Raw genomic sequence first — 17,756 nt, 5'->3', positions numbered from 1 at the left:
GGTTGTTATAATCCCAACACCTGTTTTAATTTTCCATAGCCGGTTTTGCTTACCGGCAATTTTTTTCCGTTTTTCAAAATTGCTGTATAAGTCTCTTTTTCATACGGATCGAGCCGGGTGATCTGGTCAACGTGGACGATGAACGATCGGTGAATCCGCACAAATTGCTTCGCGCTAAGCCATTGATCGAAATAACTCATCGTTTTATTTTTAAGATAGGAGCCGGCTGACGTGTGGATCTTTACATAATCGTCATCCGCTTCCAGGAACTCTATATCTGTTACAGGAATAATGGTAATCTTGGAACCGGTTTTAACCACCACGCGATCATGTTCGGAGGTTTGAGTAACAGCTTCCGCAACTGCATAGGCATTTTGTTTCGAACGTTCGCTATGTTGTTGCTCCAGCCATTTGTTTACGGCTTTATTAAAGCGGTCTCTGCCAAAAGGTTTTAAAAGGTAGTCGACCGCATGCGCTTCGAATGCCCTGATTGCGTATTCATCAAAAGCAGTGGTGAAAATAACGGCGGGCGGCTGATCAATCAATTCCAACATTTCGAACCCGTTGATCTTTGGCATTTGTATATCCAGGAATATCAGGTCGGGTTGATGTTGTTGAATGGCTTTAAGGCCTTCAAAGCCGTCGCCACATTCTTCTATAACCTGCACCTGAGGAAATGCTTCGAGATATTCCTTGACCACTTCACGGGCCAGGGGTTCGTCGTCAATGAGTATTGTTTTAATCATACCTGCGGAATTTTTACCGAAGTGGTAAATATATTCGTTTCTCCCGAAGTTTGTAGCAAGTCGTGCCTTGCAAATAAAAGATAAAGGCGCCTTTTTACTCCGCTTAACCCAAAACCAGTTCCACGCCGTGGATTTGAGGTATTCGGATCATATGGATTCTGGATAGTCAGCACCAGGTAATTGTCCTCGCAGCATGCGTTTATGGAAATGATAACTAATCCGGTGGTGTCGTAAAGCCCGAATTTTATTGCATTTTCTACCAAAGGTTGCAAAAGCATTGCCGGAAGTTTTAAATCCCCGCAGCCTTCGCCTTGCGAGATTTCCGTTGTTAACCGGTGACCAAAGCGAACTTTTTCTATATCAAGATAAAGCTGCAAATGCTGTAATTCCTCGGCCAGTGTCACCCATTCATTTTCTTCTTTACGCAAGGTTCCGCGTAAAAAATCCGAAAGCTGATGAACCATGGTCCTGGCTTCTTCAGGTTTACGGCCCACCAGCGCACTAATTGAGTTAAGGCTGTTGAACAGGAAGTGCGGCTGCAGCTGTTGTCGCAATTTATAAAGTTCTGCTTCGCGCGACAACCGTTCGGCGTCTGCTTTGCGTTTTTCAGCCTCGCGCTGATCTTGCCTCGTATACCAGATAATGCTTAATAGTGCAACCCAGCCTATCATTAAAAATCCGAAGCTAAACCTAACCGGAAGTGATTTATAGAAAAAATCGAGGTAAGCGGTTTTTTGTGGCTCGAGATAACCTACAATCCATTGGCCGGCAAATACGTAGATCGCTGACAAGATGAGGCACCAAATTGCTACATAGGCGTACCTCCCTTTTTCGGGTTGGTAAAATTGGAGGTTATTGCTTATTAAAGCGCTGGCAGCCATTAATAAAGTATTGCTGACAAGCGAATCTATTAAAGCAGTATTCCAGTCGAGATCAAGCCACCACAATAATCCGATCTGTAGCAGTGACCAGCCAACCCATGATCCGAGAAAAATCAGTTTAAGGCGGGTACTGTGTAAAAGAGATGTTGCCATCAGTAAAATAGTTTGGTTGATGATTAGTTATTTTCGGGCAGTATTCGGTTAAAAACTGCGAATATCAATTCCTCCAAAAATGGAAGTTCCCTTAATAACTAATACTTTATCTGATGTTGCCTGTTGTTGTATATGACGCTTATCCTCAACGCTGCCAAAAATAGCAGCCATTTCCGATTGTACTTCCCAATGTGGAGGAACGATAATTTTTGTACCACCGAAAATCTGTGTTACATCCAGCTCTACGCGTCCTTTGATATCAGCCTGTGTGAAATTGATTTCGGCCCCACCCATAAAGTTTACTATATCGCCGCCGCGGAAGCTTTTCGAATAAACATTTTTCTTTGTTCCTCCAAAAATTGATACTGAATCAATAAAGTCATCGTAGTATGTACCACTATTGTTAGGCTGATCTGGCTGCGGACCATCTTCAGTAGTATTGCTAAAGGTTTCCGAAGATTCGGCAGTATATCCCGGACCCTGGAACTGGCGTCTGTCCCAATCAAACTTTTTGTTACGATTGTACATCATATCTTTAAAAGCCTTGCTTCTGCGGCCGAAGATCATGAAAAGCCCGAATCCAATAATTATCATAGGCCATACAAAGGCCGATGTGTCAAAGTCGGGAAACATGTCGTCGATCATAAAAACAACACCTACACCAATCATTATAAAAGCTCCAGCGCCTTTCCAGTTATTACGTACGCCAATAAATATACCCCATAAAATCAGCCAGGTGTGCCAGCCAAATATCCAGTGAGGGAAATAAACGCCTACCTGGTTTAACAGGAGAAGGCATCCGAAACCAAGTATTAACAACCCCGCTATCGCACGTCCCGATCCTTTGTTTTTATTTTTAGTTAGTTCGCTCATGATTTAAATATTTACATCAAATGTATTAGTTGTTAAAACATCTAACAACACACAGCATGCCGGGTTACGCATCTACTCGGTAAAGTAAGGAAAATGATCGGTGAAATTTTTGACCGGAGTTTTTGAATTTCTTAAAAGTCGGCGGATTACAGGGATTTTGTTTTGTCTTTGGATAGATAGCCGAACGCTAAAAAGTTTAACAAAATAAAAGCCGCGCTGGTTCTCAGTGCGGCTGTCATTGAATATATATAGTGGGATATAAATCCTCGTAAAGGCCGTTTAGCTGCCAACGCTATTATTCATTTGACTGCGTCTCCAGCAAGTATGCTGTTTAGAAGGTTTTAAGATTACCCATACTCCCCAGCCGATTAATAACATTGGCCATAAAACCGATATATGAGCTGCCAGGAAGTAATTTTCCAGCAAAAACGCTGTGCCAATAATTAGTAAAATAAACGCTCCGGGTTTTGTAAACCGGTGTTTGATACCAGAAACAATTCCTAAAACTATCAATAACATCGGCCAGCTGATAAGCCATCCCGGGAAATTAGCACCCATTTGATTTGCTAATAAAATACCTCCGACAGTTAACATGGCGAAGCCTACTGCGGCGCTGCCATTTTGCGATTTTTTGCTTTCCAAGTTCATTTCCAATTGATTTTGAATCAAAGATATTCTTGCCGCGAAAGCGCATCAATCCCTGTTCGCTTACCTGATGAAAAGCTTCGGTGAATTCATGATAACAGGCGGTTAAATTTCCTGAACTCTTACTAATCAGTCTTAAAATCCGTAGTTTCGTATAAAACAGCGCCTATGAAACTGATTTTTTTTAGCTCCAAATCTTACGACAAAGATTCATTTGAGTCAATCAAAAGCGAATTCGATCATGAGCTTACTTTTTTGGAGAGCGCATTGACAAAAAAAACGGCGGTCTTGGCAAAGGGGCACGATGCGGTCTGCACATTTGTAAACGATCATCTGGACAGAGAAACACTGGAAGAACTGGCTAACGTTGGAATTAAAGCAGTGCTTTTGCGTTGTGCAGGATTTAATCAGGTTGATCTGCCAGCGGCAAAGGAGCTTGGCATACATGTGGCACGCGTGCCTGCCTACTCGCCGCAAGCTGTTGCAGAGCATGCTGTGGCAATGATCTTAACGTTGAATAGAAAAACCCATAAAGCCTATAACAGGGTACGGGAAGGGAATTTTTCGCTGGAACGTTTAACGGGTTTTAACCTTTACGGAAAAGTTGTCGGAGTGATCGGGTTAGGAAAAATAGGGGTAGCTTTCGCTGCGATCATGAACGGTTTCGGCTGTAGGGTTATCGCTTATGATCCTGTTACGAATGCCGCACCCGAATATATCAAACTTACCAGCATTGACGAAGTGCTGACTTCGTCGGACATCATTTCCATCCATTGCCCGCTTACAGATGAAACGCGCCATCTGATAAATAAGGATAACCTGCAAAAAATGAAACCCGGCGCCATGCTGATAAATACAAGCCGCGGAGCTGTTATTTGCACGAAAGACGTAATTCACTCATTAAAAATCGGCCATTTAGGATATCTGGGTATCGACGTTTACGAGCAGGAAGAAAAGCTTTTTTTTCGGGATCTGTCAGAAAGTGTTATCGACGACGACATGATCCTTCGGTTAATGAGTTTTCCAAATGTTCTCGTTACTGCACACCAGGCTTTCTTTACTACTGAAGCACTACATGAAATTGCGGCGACGACGTTGCAAAATGCTGCCGATATAGGGGAAGGTGCTGCAAATGCTAACTGCTTAGTTTAAATGCCAAAAGCAATTATTATCGGCGCCGGAGTCGCCGGAATTGCTTCTGCAATCAGGCTCCGGATAAAGGGATACGATGTTCAGGTTTTTGAGTCTAATAACCATCCAGGCGGTAAACTTTCTGTTATAAACATAAATGGCTACCGGTTTGACGCTGGTCCGAGCCTTTTTACCATGCCTCAATACGTGGATGAACTATTTTTATTAGCAGGTAAAAATCCCCGGCAATATTTTAATTATACGAAGCTGGAAGTCGTTTGCAATTATTTTTATGAAGACGGAACGATGATTTCGGCTTTTTCAGATCAGGAAAAATTAGCAGGCGAAATTGCAGCTAAAACTTCTGATACAACTGAGTCTGTAAATCGCTTCTTAAAAAACAGTGCGCGGATCTACTCAATAACCAATCATGTATTTCTTGAGAAATCGCTTCATAAGCTATCCACATACTTAAATTGGAATACTATCAAATCGATCTTTCAACTTGGCAAGATCGACTCATTGCGTACCATGGCTTTGGCGAACAAAAGCTTTTTTAATGACAAGCGGACACAGCAATTTTTTAACAGGTATGCCACTTATAATGGGTCAAATCCATACAAAGCGCCTGCAACTTTAAATGTTATTCCTCATTTGGAACAGCATTATGGCGCTTATTTTCCGGACGGCGGAATGTATGCCATTACCTTGTCGCTCGTTAAACTGGCGGAAGAGATCGGAGTTCGATTTAATTTTTCCTCGCCAGTGGAAAAAATTGAATACAGCAATGATAAAGTCACGGGAGTGGTTGTTGGTGGTAAAACCCTGCCTGCAGATATAATCGTTTCAAATATGGATGTATGGTTCACATACAAGCGGTTACTGAGAAATGTTATAGCGCCTGAAAAAATGCTTAAACAGGAGAGAAGCAGTTCTGCATTGATTTTTTACTGGGGGATATCACGGCAATTTCCTGTATTAGATTTGCATAACATTTTTTTCAGTAATGATTATGAAAAGGAATTTAACAGCATCTGGCAAGAGCAAACCGTTGATGAAGATCCCACGATATACGTCAATATCAGCTCGAAATTTAAACCGGATGATGCGCCTCCGGGTTGTGAAAATTGGTTTGTCATGATAAATGTGCCGTCAAATAGCGGACAAGATTGGGACGATCTGATTGCGGTTTCGAGGCGGCATATTATCGCGAAGCTTTCCCGCATGCTTAACGTGAATCTTGAGTCGTTGATCACCTGTGAAGAGATTCTCGACCCGCGATCGATCGAGGAAAAAACGTCATCTTACCAGGGATCACTTTACGGAACAAGTTCTAATAATCTATTTGCGGCTTTTTTGCGGCATGCAAATTTTTCATCCCAAATAAAAGGACTTTATTTCGCGGGCGGAAGTGTGCATCCGGGAGGCGGTATTCCATTAGCTCTGCTGTCAGCAAAAATAGTTTCCGATTTAATAAATTAGCTGTAACTGATTTTTGTAACTTGTTGATTAATGGTAGTTTAGATAATAAACCATTTGGAAGCTTCAGCCAAACCTACGATTTTAAATAAAAGACTTACCCGGTTATTGGCAACTATAATTTCCGGAGTGTTATTGTATTTCTCAAATGGCATAGACGGGCAATTGGCCGCCTTGTTATGGTTTGCGCCCGTTCCAGTTTTAGTTGTCGCGTATACTGACGCTGCAAAAGTCGCCTTTACAGTTTCATTCTTTGCTTTTTTAATCGGCCGACTTAGCTGGCTAACTTATTTGATAAGCATAATGACACTGGTGCCAGCTGTAATTTATACTATCCTGATCCCATTGATCTCCAGTCTGCTAGTTTTAGCTTCACGCTTTATTGTTCGAAAAAACAACGGCTGGCCTGCTGTTCTAGCATTTCCAGTCATTTACACAGGGTTTGAATTTTTAATGTTTGCAATTTCTCCTGATGGGACTGCTGGAAGTATTGCTTATACGCAAGCTGATTTCCTTCCGCTTATTCAGATTGTATCATTAACCGGAGTGTTAGGAATTACGTTTATACTTTCACTGTTTTCTTCAGTTATTTCAATTGCGTGGATAAATCGTAACCATTTTTCAAGGTATAGAAAACCGCTTGTAGCCAGTGTTTTAACGATAATTGCTGTATTAGTTTACGGATTTATTCGGCTTCAGGCAGGGAATAAAAGCAAACAACAGCTTAAGGTCGGCTTGATCTCTGCCGATGAAAAATTTCATAATCGTTCCAATACGCCTGATACACTTAAGTCGAAAGCTGCTTTGAATGAGTATTCAAAATTGATAGCGAAGGCAGCCGCCAGCGGAGCTAAATTAATTGTGTTACCTGAGAGAGCTATTGACATCGATAAGCAAAACCAATCTGCCACAGTAAGTTCAATCCGGGAATTGGCAATGCAAAATAATGTATATCTGGTAATAGGATGCGCTGATTATTCCGGAGAAAAAGTTCATAATTCGTCGTTAGTGGTAAGCAATACCGGTTTAACCGAAGTAGACTATAACAAAGCACATTTGATTAAGGGATTGGAAACTCAGTTTAATCCCGGAAATTCGATAGGGGTGTTTAAGTTTAATAAGCTGCAAACTGGCACCGCAATATGTAAGGACATGGATTTTGGTGGGTACGTTAGAAAGTATGGACTTATGCAGCTGAACTTTTTGTGCGTTCCAGCCTGGGATTTTACCAAAGACGACTGGCTGCATTCGAGGATGGCCATATTAAGAGGTGTTGAAAACGGATTTTCAGAAGTTAGAACAGCTCGGCAGGGGAGGTTGACGATCAGCGATTATTATGGTCGCGTTGTTTATGAGAAAAATAGCTCAGAAGGACAGACGGCGTTATTGATTGGAAATGTTTCGTTAGGTGGAAGCGCTACGTTGTACACAAGGTTCGGCGACTGGTTTGCGATAGCAAATTTACTAACGGCGATAACGCTGCTAGCACTTACCATCGTTAAATCAAGAAAAGGAAGCAATCGATTTGCAGCATGATGAATTACGGCCAACTCCAAATCAGCAAATGAAAATATTAGTCACGGGATCTTCTGGTCAATTGGGCTCGGCACTTGTCAATCACCTGCGATCTCATAAATATGATGTTTTAGGTGCGGATATTAGTCCTGCGCAAACTACTGACGTCGATATAGATGTGCAAAATAAGGAAGCTGTTGAAAGAATAACGAAATCTGTAAATGTCGTAATTCATACGGCGGCAATTCACGGTAAACACTATGAGCTCAATTATCCCAGAATAGATTTTGTTGAAACAAATATCCTCGGAACGCTTAATTTATTAAACGCCTGCGTTAAAAATGGCGTTAAAAAATTCCTGTTTACAAGCACTACTTCCATCTATGGGAGTTCGATGGTTAATTCTGAACGGGCGGTTTGGGTTGATGAATTTTTGCAAATTGAACCAAGGGACATTTATGATATCACCAAGCAGACAGCCGAACAATTATGTAAAGACTTTTTCTACAAGGAAGGACTGCAAGCCTCTGTATACCGCGTCGGGCGATTTTTGCCTGAACCCGAAAATCTTAAAGTTAATCATCGTTTGTACCGTGGATTGGATGAACGAGACGGCGCCGAAGCTTTGAGGCTGGGGATGGAGCATACATTCCGCGATTTTGAGATTTTTAATATCTCAAGCGGTTCGCCGTTTATAAAAGAAGATCTGGCTGCTCTGAAAGAAAATCCCAGGGATGTGATATTGAAATACTTTCCGGAGGCTGAAAAAGTATATAATTCGAAGGGCTGGACATTTCCTGGCAGTATCGACCGGGTTTATGTGCCGGCAAAAGCACAGGAGGTATTGGGATATGAACCGAAATTCACATTCGAACGCTTGTTGAACGATCTCACATGAATTTCGGCAGTTTAGCTATGAAGATAACTTGGCAGCCGCTTCTTTGTCGACAAACCAGGTTATGTCTCCGCCTCTGGGATTAAGTAGTTGCGAAGGGTACTTCTCCGGATTTTTCTCGCCTTCCAAAACTTCATACAAAGCATTCGTTTTTTTTTCACCGTAAGTGATAACCGCGATATGCTTTGCCTGGTTAATAACCGGCGCAGTTAATGTAACGCGAAACATATCCTGTGGAACGAGATAATAGGCGTCTACTAATTTTGACTCTTCACGTAACACATCCGTTCCGGGAAACAGTGAAGCAGTATGGCCGTCGTCACCCATTCCTAAAAGAATCAGATCAAACTGGGGATTACTGCCAAGGTGAAGTTTAAGCGTTTGTTCGTAGCGTTCAGCGAATTCCGCCGGTTGCATTTTATCGGCCCACATTGGAAAAACCCCTGCCGGTTTGACCGGCAAATGATTCAACAACGTTTCATAGGCCATTTTTGCATTACTACGTTCGTCGTCAAGCGGAACCCAACGTTCATCTCCCCAGAATACAAACACTTTATCCCATTGAATCTGTTCGCTGTATGGGGGCTGGGACAATAATTGATAGAGTTTTACAGGAGACGATCCACCGGTTAATGCGACATTAAACTGTCCGTTTTGGCTGATTGATTCTGTCGCGGCCTGTAAAAACAAATCTGCAGCCGCGCGGCTTAAGTCTTCAGTGTTATCAAAAATTCGGATCATAGTGTGCTGTTAATCGATTAAGTGAGCGTTTAATGCCCAAACATGTCCTTCTCTCGCTATTAAAGCTTCCGAATTTTCCGGTCCCCATGAGCCTGCTGCATAATTCGGAAAATCAAGCGATGGTCGTGATTCCCAGGTTTCCAAAATAGGCGTAATTACATCCCATGCCTCTTCAACCTGGTCTGACCGCATAAACAAAGTGGCATCACCCTGCATGGCGTCAAGCAGAAGTGTTTCATATGCCTCCGGTGTTTGAGTGGAGCAAGTATCGTAATCAAAGATCATATCGGCTGGGTTAAGATCCATTTCAAGGCCGGGCCGCTTTGTTGTAAAACGCAGACGAATATCCATTTGAGGCTGTATGTTAATGGTCAGCCTGTTAGGCATTAAGCTGTCTGCCTGCCTTCCAGAGAAAGTGGAATGAGGAACGGGCCTGAATTGGATTGATATGGTCGACGTTTTTTCCTGCATTCTTTTTCCTGTTCGCAGGTAGAATGGAACATCTTGCCAGCGCCAGTTATCAAGATAAAATTTGATTGCGGCAAATGTTTCGGTATTTGATTGCGGGTCAACATTCTCTTCCTGTCTGTAGCCAGGAACTTTTTTGCCTTCTAGCCACCCTGGACCATATTGCCCTCGTACGGCATATTTATGTACTTCGTCAGGCTTCAGCCTGCGTACGGCTCGCAGCACATCTACTTTGCGATTTCTTATCTCTTCAGCCTCAAAGGAAACGGGCGCTTCCATGGCAACCATGCATAATATTTGCAAAAGGTGATTTTGAATCATATCCCGCAATGCACCCGACGTGTCATAATAGTCTGCGCGATCCTCAACACCAACCTGCTCGGCAACGGTAATTTGCACGAAATCGATATAGTTTCTGTTCCACACGGGTTCAAAAAGCGCGTTAGCGAAACGAAATGCAAGGATATTCTGAACGGTTTCTTTTCCGAGGTAGTGATCAATCCGGTAAATCTGCTCTTCCTGGAAGGTGCTGGTAAGGAGTTTGTTCAGAGCAATCGCTGTTTCTTTATTGTGGCCGAACGGTTTTTCGATGATAATTCTATCCGCTTTTGGTTCGTCGGCGAGCGACGCCTTGTTTATATTGGTTGTTGCTGCTTCAATAAATTGCGGCGCCACAGAAAGATAAAATAGTCTGTTTGCCCGGCTTCCCCATTCTTTATCGAGGGCAGTGATTTTTTTTGCCAATTGTGTGTAAGAAGCAGCGTCGTTAATGTTCGACTGGAAATAAGTGACAGACTGGCTGAATTTTTCCCATTTCTCATTGTCCGGATCTCCGCTTCTTGAAAATTCTTTCAAACCTTCCAATAAACGATCGCGATATGATTTGTCGTCAAGCTCGGTTCTGCCGAGGCCGATTATTTCAAACTTTTCTGGCAGCCATCCTTCGAGGAACAGGTGATAAAATGCAGGTATAAGTTTTCTTTTTGCAAGATCGCCGGTGCCACCAAAGATTACAATGATTGCTGGAGTTGCTGTATTGCCGGTTTTCATAAATTTCTAATGCTTAATAAGGTTAGTCCCAGTGAGTATGAAAAATTCCTTCCCGGTCAGTTCTCTCATATTGATGAGCACCAAAATAATCCCGCTGCGCCTGAATTAAATTTGTCGGAAGTTGTGCGCTGCGATATGAATCGAAATATGCCAGTGACGACATAAGCGCGGCCAAAGGAATTCCCATATCAACTCCCAGCTTAACTACTGAACGTATTGCTTTTTCTCTTGCAATGACCTGTTCTCCAATTTCCTTGTCCAGAAGTATGTTGGCTAGATCAGGATTCCTTGAATAAGCTTTGCGGAAATCTTCCAGGCAAACGGCTCGTATGATACATCCGCCCCGCCATATTTTGGCAACTTCTTCCAATCGGAGGTCATAATTATATGTGTTGGATGCTACCTTCAATTGAGCCAGGCCCTGTGCATACGTTGTCAACATAGCGAAATACAGCGCATGTTTTATCGAATCAATGATGTCGTCAGCGTTATCTGCATATTCGGTAGGTATAGCAAATGGAAATGCTTTTTCAGCTTCGATACGTTCATTTTTGTAGGTAGATATATCACGCATCATCACTGCGGCATCAATTACAGGTACCGGAACCTGTAAATCCATTGCATTTTGCGATGTCCATTTACCTGTACCTTTTGCTCGCGCACGGTCGGAGATGAGATTGACAAGGTGTTTGCCGGTTTCGTCATCGACCTTGTTCAGCACCTCGGCAGTAATTTCTATCAGGAATGACTTAAGTTCACTTTGATCCCAATCGCTGAAGGTTTGCTGAATTTTTTCATCGCTTAAACGAAGCCCGCGTTTCATTAAATCGTAAGCTTCTGAGATAAGCTGCATAATGCCATATTCGATACCATTGTGAACCATTTTTACATAATGGCCGGCAGATCCGTTTCCTAAATATTCAACACAAGGTTCGCCGTTTACTTTGGCAGCAACTGCCTCGAAGATCGGACGCAACCTTTCATAGGCTTCTTTATTTCCGCCCGGCATCATGCTTGGTCCGAATCGAGCGCCTTTTTCGCCACCGGAGATACCCATTCCGAAGAAATGAATGTTCTTTTCAGCGAGCTCAGTAACGCGGCGGTCGGTATCGGTAAATTGAGAATTTCCGCCATCGATAATAATATCCCCGCTTTCGAGAAACGGTAAAAGACTATGAATAGCCGAATCAACGGGTTTTCCGGCAGGAACGAGTAACATGATAGCTCTTGGCGTTTTAAGCATGCCGGCAAATTCTTCAGCCGAATTAGTACCATGAACGCGATGTCCTTCTGATGCTTCGGTCTTTAAAGATGCGACTTTTTCGGTATCGAGGTCCAGGCCGGCAACAGCAAAATGATGATCTGCCATATTTAAAAGAAGGTTTCTTCCCATAACACCCAGGCCAACTATGCCAAAATCGTGTAATTCCATGTTTTAAATTTAGATTTATATGCGTGATTATGCCGGTAAATCTACATCACTTTTATTTAAGGTTTATTGAAATTGGCTTTTTCTAATGCAATAACTTTGTCAAGGCGACGCTGAAAACGTTCACCGCCATCATACTTTGCATCAAGAAAAGCGCGAACGATATCCCATATAAGCGATTGACCTAAAACACGGCCACCAATGCAAATGAGATTCATATCGTCGTGTTCAACGCCCTGATGAGCCGAATATGTTTCCGTAATTAGCGCAGCACGGACTCCTTGTATTTTGTTAGCGGCTACAGAAACGCCAACTCCACTGCCACATACTGCTATTCCACGACTAACTTCTCCCTTGGCTATCGCCTCGCCAAGCGGGAGAACGATATCAGGATAATCGTCAATAGCATTGAATTCATGAGCGCCATAATCTTTAACATCATATCCGGCATCATGCAATAATTTGACAAGTGCTTGTTTTATTTCAAAGCCGGCATGATCGGCAGCAATTCCAATTTTCATTATATCTTGTTAACAAGAGCTTTTGCCTTCTCATAAACGTTATCAATGGTAAAGCCAAAATGTTTAAAAACTTCTTCTCCGGGGCCTGAATCTCCAAACCTGTCTAGTCCGATTACAACGCCATCAGATGTTACGTATTTGTACCAGCCGATTGTAACGCCCGCTTCTACTGCCACTCTCTTACGAATCTGTGGTGGGAAAACGCTGTCTTTGTAGTTTTGATCTTGTTTGTCAAATAGTTCCCAGGTTGGCATGCTTACCACGCGGGCTTTGATTCCGTCTTGTTTTAATTTCTCCTGAGCCCCTAAAACAAGCTGAACTTCAGAGCCGGTGGCAACTAATATCACGTCAGGAGTACCTTCCGAATCGCTAAGAACATAAGCACCTTTACTGAGGTTACTTGCCGGAGCATATTTGCCCTGATCAAGAATTGGCAGCTTCTGTCGCGACAGAATAAGCGCGACTGGTCCTTTTTTTCGGTTTATCGCCACTTTCCAAGCTTCGGCTGTTTCGTAAGCGTCGGCCGGGCGAATTACAGTTAAGTTTGGAATCGTTCGTAATGCTGTAACGTGTTCAACTGGTTGGTGTGTCGGCCCATCTTCACCAAGTCCTATGCTGTCATGAGTGAAGATATAGGTCACAGGGGCTTCAGTTAAAGCTGCAAGCCTGATGGCGCCACGCATATAATCAGAAAAAGTTAAAAATGTGCCCCCGTAAACTTTTACGCCTTCGTGTGAAGCCATACCATTTAAAGCTGCACCCATAGCATGTTCCCGTACGCCGAACCAAATATTCGTATTTTGATAATTTCCAGGCTGGAAACTTACGTCTCCTTCTTTTGGCGTTTCATTAGAACTGGCAAGGTCGGCCGAGCCGCCAATTATCCATGGAATATTTTTTTTCAGTGCTTCCAGCGCCATTCCCGATGCCTGGCGTGTTGCTAATGGTTTATCAATTTCAAATGTTGGAAAATCCTTATCCCAGTCATCGGGAAGCTCTCCTTTAAATCCAAATTGTAATTGCACGCCTTCTTCGGGATAGCTTTTGCTATATGCCGCAACAAGTGTGTTCCATTCATTTTGTAAAGACACGCCTTTTTTACCTTGCTCTAACAAGTGTTCGCTGACTTCTGCCGGTACGTAAAATGTTTTGTCAGGATCCCATCCAAAAAACTCCTTGGTTTTCTTCAGGTTTTCCTCGCCCAGTGGATTACCATGAACCTTACTGGTTCCTTCCTGCGGACTACCGTAGCCGATGATCGTTTTAACAGAAATCAGCGATGGTTTTTCGGTCTCAGCCTGCGCTACGCTTATGGCTTGTTCAATTGCCGCCAGGTCGTTGCCGTCCTCTACGGTTGTTGTGTGCCATCCGTACGAGTTGAATCGGGCAGTTACATCTTCTGTAAAAGCCAGACTGGTCGGCCCATCTAAAGAGATGCTGTTATCGTCATATAAATAAATTAGCTTCCCAAGCTTTAGGTGGCCTGCCAGCGATGCTGCTTCCGAAGCAAGGCCTTCCATTAGGTCGCCATCGCTTACTATACCATAAGTGTAATGGCTAGTAATTTCAAATCCTTCTTTATTGAACTTTGCTGCTAAAAAGGCTTCCGCGATAGCAATGCCGACGCCATTTCCGAATCCCTGCCCAAGCGGACCTGTAGTAACTTCGACGCCTGGTGTTAAAACCGATTCGGGGTGGCCGGGAGTTTTCGAGCCTAGCTGCCTGAAATTTTTTACATCTTCCAGTGTTAGTCCAAAGCCGTAAAGATGCAACAGGCTGTAAAGTAATGCCGAGCCATGCCCGGCCGAAAGTACAAAGCGGTCGCGGTTAGGCCAATGCGGATCAGTAGCGTTAAATCTTAAGAATTTGCTCCAAAGCACATAAGCCATCGGCGCGGCACCAAGCGGCAAGCCCGGGTGGCCGGAATTTGCTTTTTGAACCATATCGGTAGACAGGAAACGGATTGCATTGACGCTTAAAAGGTCTATTGACGTGTCTGTTTGTTGAGACATAGCAGAAGTTTTTTATGGTAAAAGGATTGTATTCGGGTTGAATTTATTACGTATTAGCGAAGTTTTAAAATAAACACTATTAATTCACGAATATTGATTCAAAGTTGAGAAAGTATTAGCTAAAACTTCGTGATAAATGTCAAGATAACGTTTCAATCACTCATCAAGTTTGTCAGTTTTATGAAATTAAATGCAACAGGAATTCTGGACAAACAAATTTGTTCGACGGTTGGATGCTTAAATATGCAGAAAGTTAACAGAGTTATCGGATTATTATGGCGCTAATCCTTTTTATAAGAAAGATTTAACCGGCTTTGATCATAATTTGAAACAGTTAGCTGGTAGGTGTACTTGCCGGCTTCTAGCGGGGTTTCGCCAACATAATCAATCGGTTGAAGAATAAATTCTTTTTCACCTACGTTCAGCTTTACGTAAGCATAGCGATACGCTTCATTAAAGATTTTGTATTCGGAGGTTTGGCCCGGCTTAATTGAACCATAATTGTTTTTTACGTCGCCAGCCCAAACTAGTACATTGTCAAACTGATAAGAGCTTTTGTTCTCAATCCGAATATTGATACCTGATGCAGGCGCTTCATTTTTTTTCTTACAGGCAGAAAACAGGATAGTACATAGAGCCAGAGAAAGTAGAGTTATTTTCATGGTTTGTTTAATTAGGTTATTTAAAAATAACAATTTGTAGACGAACTGAAAATAGGAAAATAAGTCAGTAGTGTTTTCAGCGCAGGTGACTAATAAAACAAATAAAGTTACGACCTTCTTGGATAATATTAAACAAAAAAACCTCAGATTTCTCTGAGGTTGTGGGACATACCGGGTTCGAACCAGTGACCCCTACCTTGTCGAGGTAGTGCTCTAAACCAGCTGAGCTAATATCCCTTTACTAAAAAACCCCGAATTTCTTCGGGGTTTGTGGAGGCTACTGGATTCGAACCAGTGACCCTCTGCTTGTAAGGCAGATGCTCTGAACCAGCTGAGCTAAGCCTCCCTTGCGTTTGGGACTGCAAATATAGAGGCAAACTTCTACTATCCAAAATTTTTTTTAAAATAAATCATGTAGCGGTATAACTGTTCTGATTATCACTGTATTTATTTTAATGGATGCTAAAACTTAATTTAGCGGCTTATCCATTTGTTTATTTACATGCTTAGTGCACAATTAAAAGAGTTTACTGAAACAGAACATCAATCCCTCGAAAAGGCATTAGTTCGACGTATTAAAGCGATAGAGGAAGAAGAAGACTATCTCCTAATAATCAAGAATTTTCTGGGTTATCTAAAACCAATTGAACTTTTAACCGATAAAAGTGTTGATTTACACCGGATGCCAGATTATCCGCACAGGCGTAAAACAGCCTTGCTGGAAGATGATCTCGCAAAGTTGTCGCGCGGTGCCTTTACAGAGCTTACAGTTTGCACAAAATTGCCCGAAATAAGTACTCATGAACAATGTTTGGGCGCGTTATATGTACTTGAAGGTTCAACGCTTGGCGGTAAGGTGATCAGCAAAATGATCGTCGACAAATTAGGCTCCAATCGCGGCACCGCATTTTTTAATAGCTATGGAGAGAATACTTTCCATATGTGGAACTCGTTTAAATTATTGTTGGATCAGGATTTAACTGATTCACAGCAAGGCGAGGTGCTACATGCTGCAAAAGATACGTTTGCTTGCTTTAAGGCTTGGATTGATGAACAAAACTAATTACGATTCCGATTTCTGCGGTCGCTTGCCGCTCAATCAAACGAATATGATTCAACCATATGGTTATCTGTTGATTGTTGAAGCCAGCGAAATGAAAATTATCCAGGTAAGTGAAAATGTCACTGAGCTTTTTGATAAACCACTTGCAGAAATTATTAACAGTCAGTTGGGACGCTTTATTCCTCAGGTGGAAGTGCTGTTGCAAAAATATAACGAAGGCATTCGCGATAAAGTTCCGATAGCAATAACTATCGCCGGAAATGAGCACCTCGCACTTGTACATAGCAAAAACGATCTCCTGCTAATTGAAGTGGAAAAAAACAGGTACAGTAATCCACGAAAGTTCATAGATTTCTACCAGCAGCTGAAGTATATTTTTGCTAAAATCGAGCTTGGTAATTCCGTTGAAAAAGTTTGCGAAATTGCCGTAACTGAACTGAAAAATCTTTCAGGTTTTGACCGCGTTTTGATGTATCAGTTTGACCAGGACTGGAACGGAACGGTAGTTGCCGAAAAGCATGAAGAAGGAATGCACCCCTATCTTGGCCATAAGTTTCCAGCATCAGATATTCCGAAGCAGGCAAGAGCGATGTACCAGAACAATGCTTACCGCTTTATACCCGACCGTGACTATCAGCCTATAAAGCTGTTCCCGATTATAAATCCCCATAACATGTCATTCCTCGATCTTTCTGACTGTAATATGCGGAGCGTGGCGTCGGTACATGTAGAATATCTTAAGAATATGGATGTGGCGGCTTCTCTTTCAATCAGGATAATAAAAGATGAAAAATTATGGGGCCTGATCTCGTGCCATAACAAGACTCCAAAATATCTGAATTACGAAATTTGCTCGTCATTTGAGCTGTTATCGATGGTGATTTCCGGTAAGATAGCGTCTGCTATAAATAAAAAGAAGTTTGAATTTTTGTCGTCTTTGCAACAAACGCGTGAGAGATTAATTGATAATATTTACACAGAAAATGATTTGGTGAAGGGTCTGCTTTTAAATGAAGTTACTGTAGGCGATTTGCTTCGTGCCGATGGAGTTTGTATAGCTTTTAAGGGTAAAATAAACAGCATTGGTATTACACCATCTGTCCAGGACATGGAGAATCTCAGTTATTGGTTACAAGCTAAAAATATCGACAAAACTTTTAGCGAAATAAATTTATCGGCCATTTACGAGAATGCAGAGGACTATGCCGAAGTCGCGAGCGGCGTTATCGTTTTGCCGATAAATGCCGATCGGGGCGATTATATTATCGGATTTCGGAAAGAAGTTATCCAGGATATTGAATGGGGCGGTAATCCGAATCAGGCAATAAATTTTGAACCTGACGGGAAAAATTATCATCCGCGGAACTCGTTTCAGGTTTGGAAAGAAACTGTAAAGCAAACATCCCTTCCCTGGTCAGAAGAAGAGCTTTCATCGGCAGAAGATTTTCGCAGTTTTTTATTTGAATACACAACAAGATACCTTAATAATTAA

Annotated in this window: 16 protein-coding genes and 2 tRNA genes; 6 read left to right on the top strand and 12 right to left on the bottom strand. The window is 42.3% G+C overall.

Annotated elements, in window-relative coordinates:
- Positions 1-5: 5 nt before the first annotated feature.
- The 4 genes from GS399_RS09060 to GS399_RS09045 all read right to left on the bottom strand — a co-directional run bounded on the left by GS399_RS09060 (position 6) and on the right by GS399_RS09045 (position 3,301).
- Positions 6-746, bottom strand: a complete 741-nt coding sequence (locus tag GS399_RS09060; RefSeq protein WP_160844284.1) for a LytR/AlgR family response regulator transcription factor — start codon at positions 744-746, stop codon at positions 6-8.
- Positions 743-1,780, bottom strand: a complete 1,038-nt coding sequence (locus GS399_RS09055) for a sensor histidine kinase (RefSeq protein WP_160844283.1) — start codon at positions 1,778-1,780, stop codon at positions 743-745. Before GS399_RS09055 ends, GS399_RS09060 begins: the two co-directional genes overlap by 4 nt.
- A 48-nt stretch (positions 1,781-1,828) precedes the next feature.
- Positions 1,829-2,653 (bottom strand): LiaF transmembrane domain-containing protein, encoded by an 825-nt coding sequence (locus tag GS399_RS09050; RefSeq protein ID WP_160844282.1) that lies wholly within the window; start codon positions 2,651-2,653, stop codon positions 1,829-1,831.
- Positions 2,654-2,932: 279 nt separating this feature from the next.
- Positions 2,933-3,301, bottom strand: coding sequence for a LiaF transmembrane domain-containing protein (locus GS399_RS09045; protein WP_160844281.1), 369 nt, complete (start codon positions 3,299-3,301; stop codon positions 2,933-2,935).
- A gap of 165 nt (positions 3,302-3,466) precedes the next feature.
- Between GS399_RS09045 and GS399_RS09040 the strand changes: the two genes are divergently transcribed.
- From GS399_RS09040 to GS399_RS09025, 4 genes are all read left to right on the top strand, one after another.
- Positions 3,467-4,450, top strand: coding sequence for a 2-hydroxyacid dehydrogenase (locus GS399_RS09040; RefSeq protein WP_160844280.1), 984 nt, complete (start codon positions 3,467-3,469; stop codon positions 4,448-4,450).
- A complete protein-coding gene (gene crtD / locus GS399_RS09035) occupies positions 4,451-5,911 on the top strand; it encodes a 1-hydroxycarotenoid 3,4-desaturase CrtD (RefSeq protein WP_160844279.1) in 1,461 nt (486 codons plus the stop codon). It begins immediately after the preceding gene.
- A gap of 105 nt (positions 5,912-6,016) precedes the next feature.
- Positions 6,017-7,444 carry an apolipoprotein N-acyltransferase gene (locus tag GS399_RS09030; RefSeq protein ID WP_160844278.1) on the top strand — a complete coding sequence of 476 codons (1,428 nt, stop codon included), beginning with the start codon at positions 6,017-6,019 and terminating at the stop codon, positions 7,442-7,444.
- Positions 7,445-7,472: 28 nt separating this feature from the next.
- The gene (locus tag GS399_RS09025) at positions 7,473-8,321 is read left to right on the top strand and encodes an NAD-dependent epimerase/dehydratase family protein (protein ID WP_160844277.1); all 849 of its coding nucleotides are present in this window, start codon (positions 7,473-7,475) and stop codon (positions 8,319-8,321) included.
- Positions 8,322-8,336: 15 nt separating this feature from the next.
- Here GS399_RS09025 and pgl read toward each other — a convergent pair whose 3' ends face one another.
- The 8 genes from pgl to GS399_RS08985 all read right to left on the bottom strand — a co-directional run bounded on the left by pgl (position 8,337) and on the right by GS399_RS08985 (position 15,547).
- Complete coding sequence (pgl, locus tag GS399_RS09020; protein WP_160844276.1) at positions 8,337-9,059, bottom strand: 6-phosphogluconolactonase; 723 nt, start codon at positions 9,057-9,059, stop codon at positions 8,337-8,339.
- 9 nt (positions 9,060-9,068) lie between these two features.
- Positions 9,069-10,577, bottom strand: coding sequence for a glucose-6-phosphate dehydrogenase (gene zwf, locus GS399_RS09015; RefSeq protein WP_160844275.1), 1,509 nt, complete (start codon positions 10,575-10,577; stop codon positions 9,069-9,071).
- Between the two features lie 22 nt (positions 10,578-10,599).
- Positions 10,600-12,009, bottom strand: coding sequence for an NADP-dependent phosphogluconate dehydrogenase (gene gnd / locus GS399_RS09010; protein WP_160844274.1), 1,410 nt, complete (start codon positions 12,007-12,009; stop codon positions 10,600-10,602).
- A gap of 56 nt (positions 12,010-12,065) precedes the next feature.
- Positions 12,066-12,527 carry an RpiB/LacA/LacB family sugar-phosphate isomerase gene (locus GS399_RS09005; RefSeq protein ID WP_160844273.1) on the bottom strand — a complete coding sequence of 154 codons (462 nt, stop codon included), beginning with the start codon at positions 12,525-12,527 and terminating at the stop codon, positions 12,066-12,068.
- The gene (gene tkt, locus GS399_RS09000; protein ID WP_160844272.1) at positions 12,527-14,539 is read right to left on the bottom strand and encodes a transketolase; all 2,013 of its coding nucleotides are present in this window, start codon (positions 14,537-14,539) and stop codon (positions 12,527-12,529) included. Before tkt ends, GS399_RS09005 begins: the two co-directional genes overlap by 1 nt.
- Positions 14,540-14,820: 281 nt before the next feature.
- On the bottom strand, positions 14,821-15,201 hold the full coding sequence (locus tag GS399_RS08995) for a hypothetical protein (protein ID WP_160844271.1): 381 nt from the start codon (positions 15,199-15,201) through the stop codon (positions 14,821-14,823).
- Between the two features lie 162 nt (positions 15,202-15,363).
- Positions 15,364-15,438, bottom strand: a tRNA-Val gene (locus GS399_RS08990).
- A gap of 34 nt (positions 15,439-15,472) precedes the next feature.
- Positions 15,473-15,547: transfer RNA gene (locus GS399_RS08985), tRNA-Val, on the bottom strand.
- A 156-nt stretch (positions 15,548-15,703) separates the two neighbouring features.
- On the opposite strand from GS399_RS08985, the gene GS399_RS08980 reads away from it, so the two are divergent.
- Both GS399_RS08980 and GS399_RS08975 read left to right on the top strand, forming a co-directional pair.
- Positions 15,704-16,264, top strand: coding sequence for a biliverdin-producing heme oxygenase (locus GS399_RS08980; protein ID WP_160844270.1), 561 nt, complete (start codon positions 15,704-15,706; stop codon positions 16,262-16,264).
- Complete coding sequence (locus tag GS399_RS08975) at positions 16,209-17,756, top strand: GAF domain-containing protein (protein ID WP_255491610.1); 1,548 nt, start codon at positions 16,209-16,211, stop codon at positions 17,754-17,756. Before GS399_RS08980 ends, GS399_RS08975 begins: the two co-directional genes overlap by 56 nt.

The sequence above is a fragment of the Hufsiella arboris genome, assembly GCF_009834875.1.
In the GTDB taxonomy this organism is placed as follows: domain Bacteria; phylum Bacteroidota; class Bacteroidia; order Sphingobacteriales; family Sphingobacteriaceae; genus Hufsiella_A; species Hufsiella_A arboris.
The sequence above is the reverse complement of the archived record's forward strand: the minus strand, read 5'-3'. Positions and strand labels throughout refer to the sequence as shown.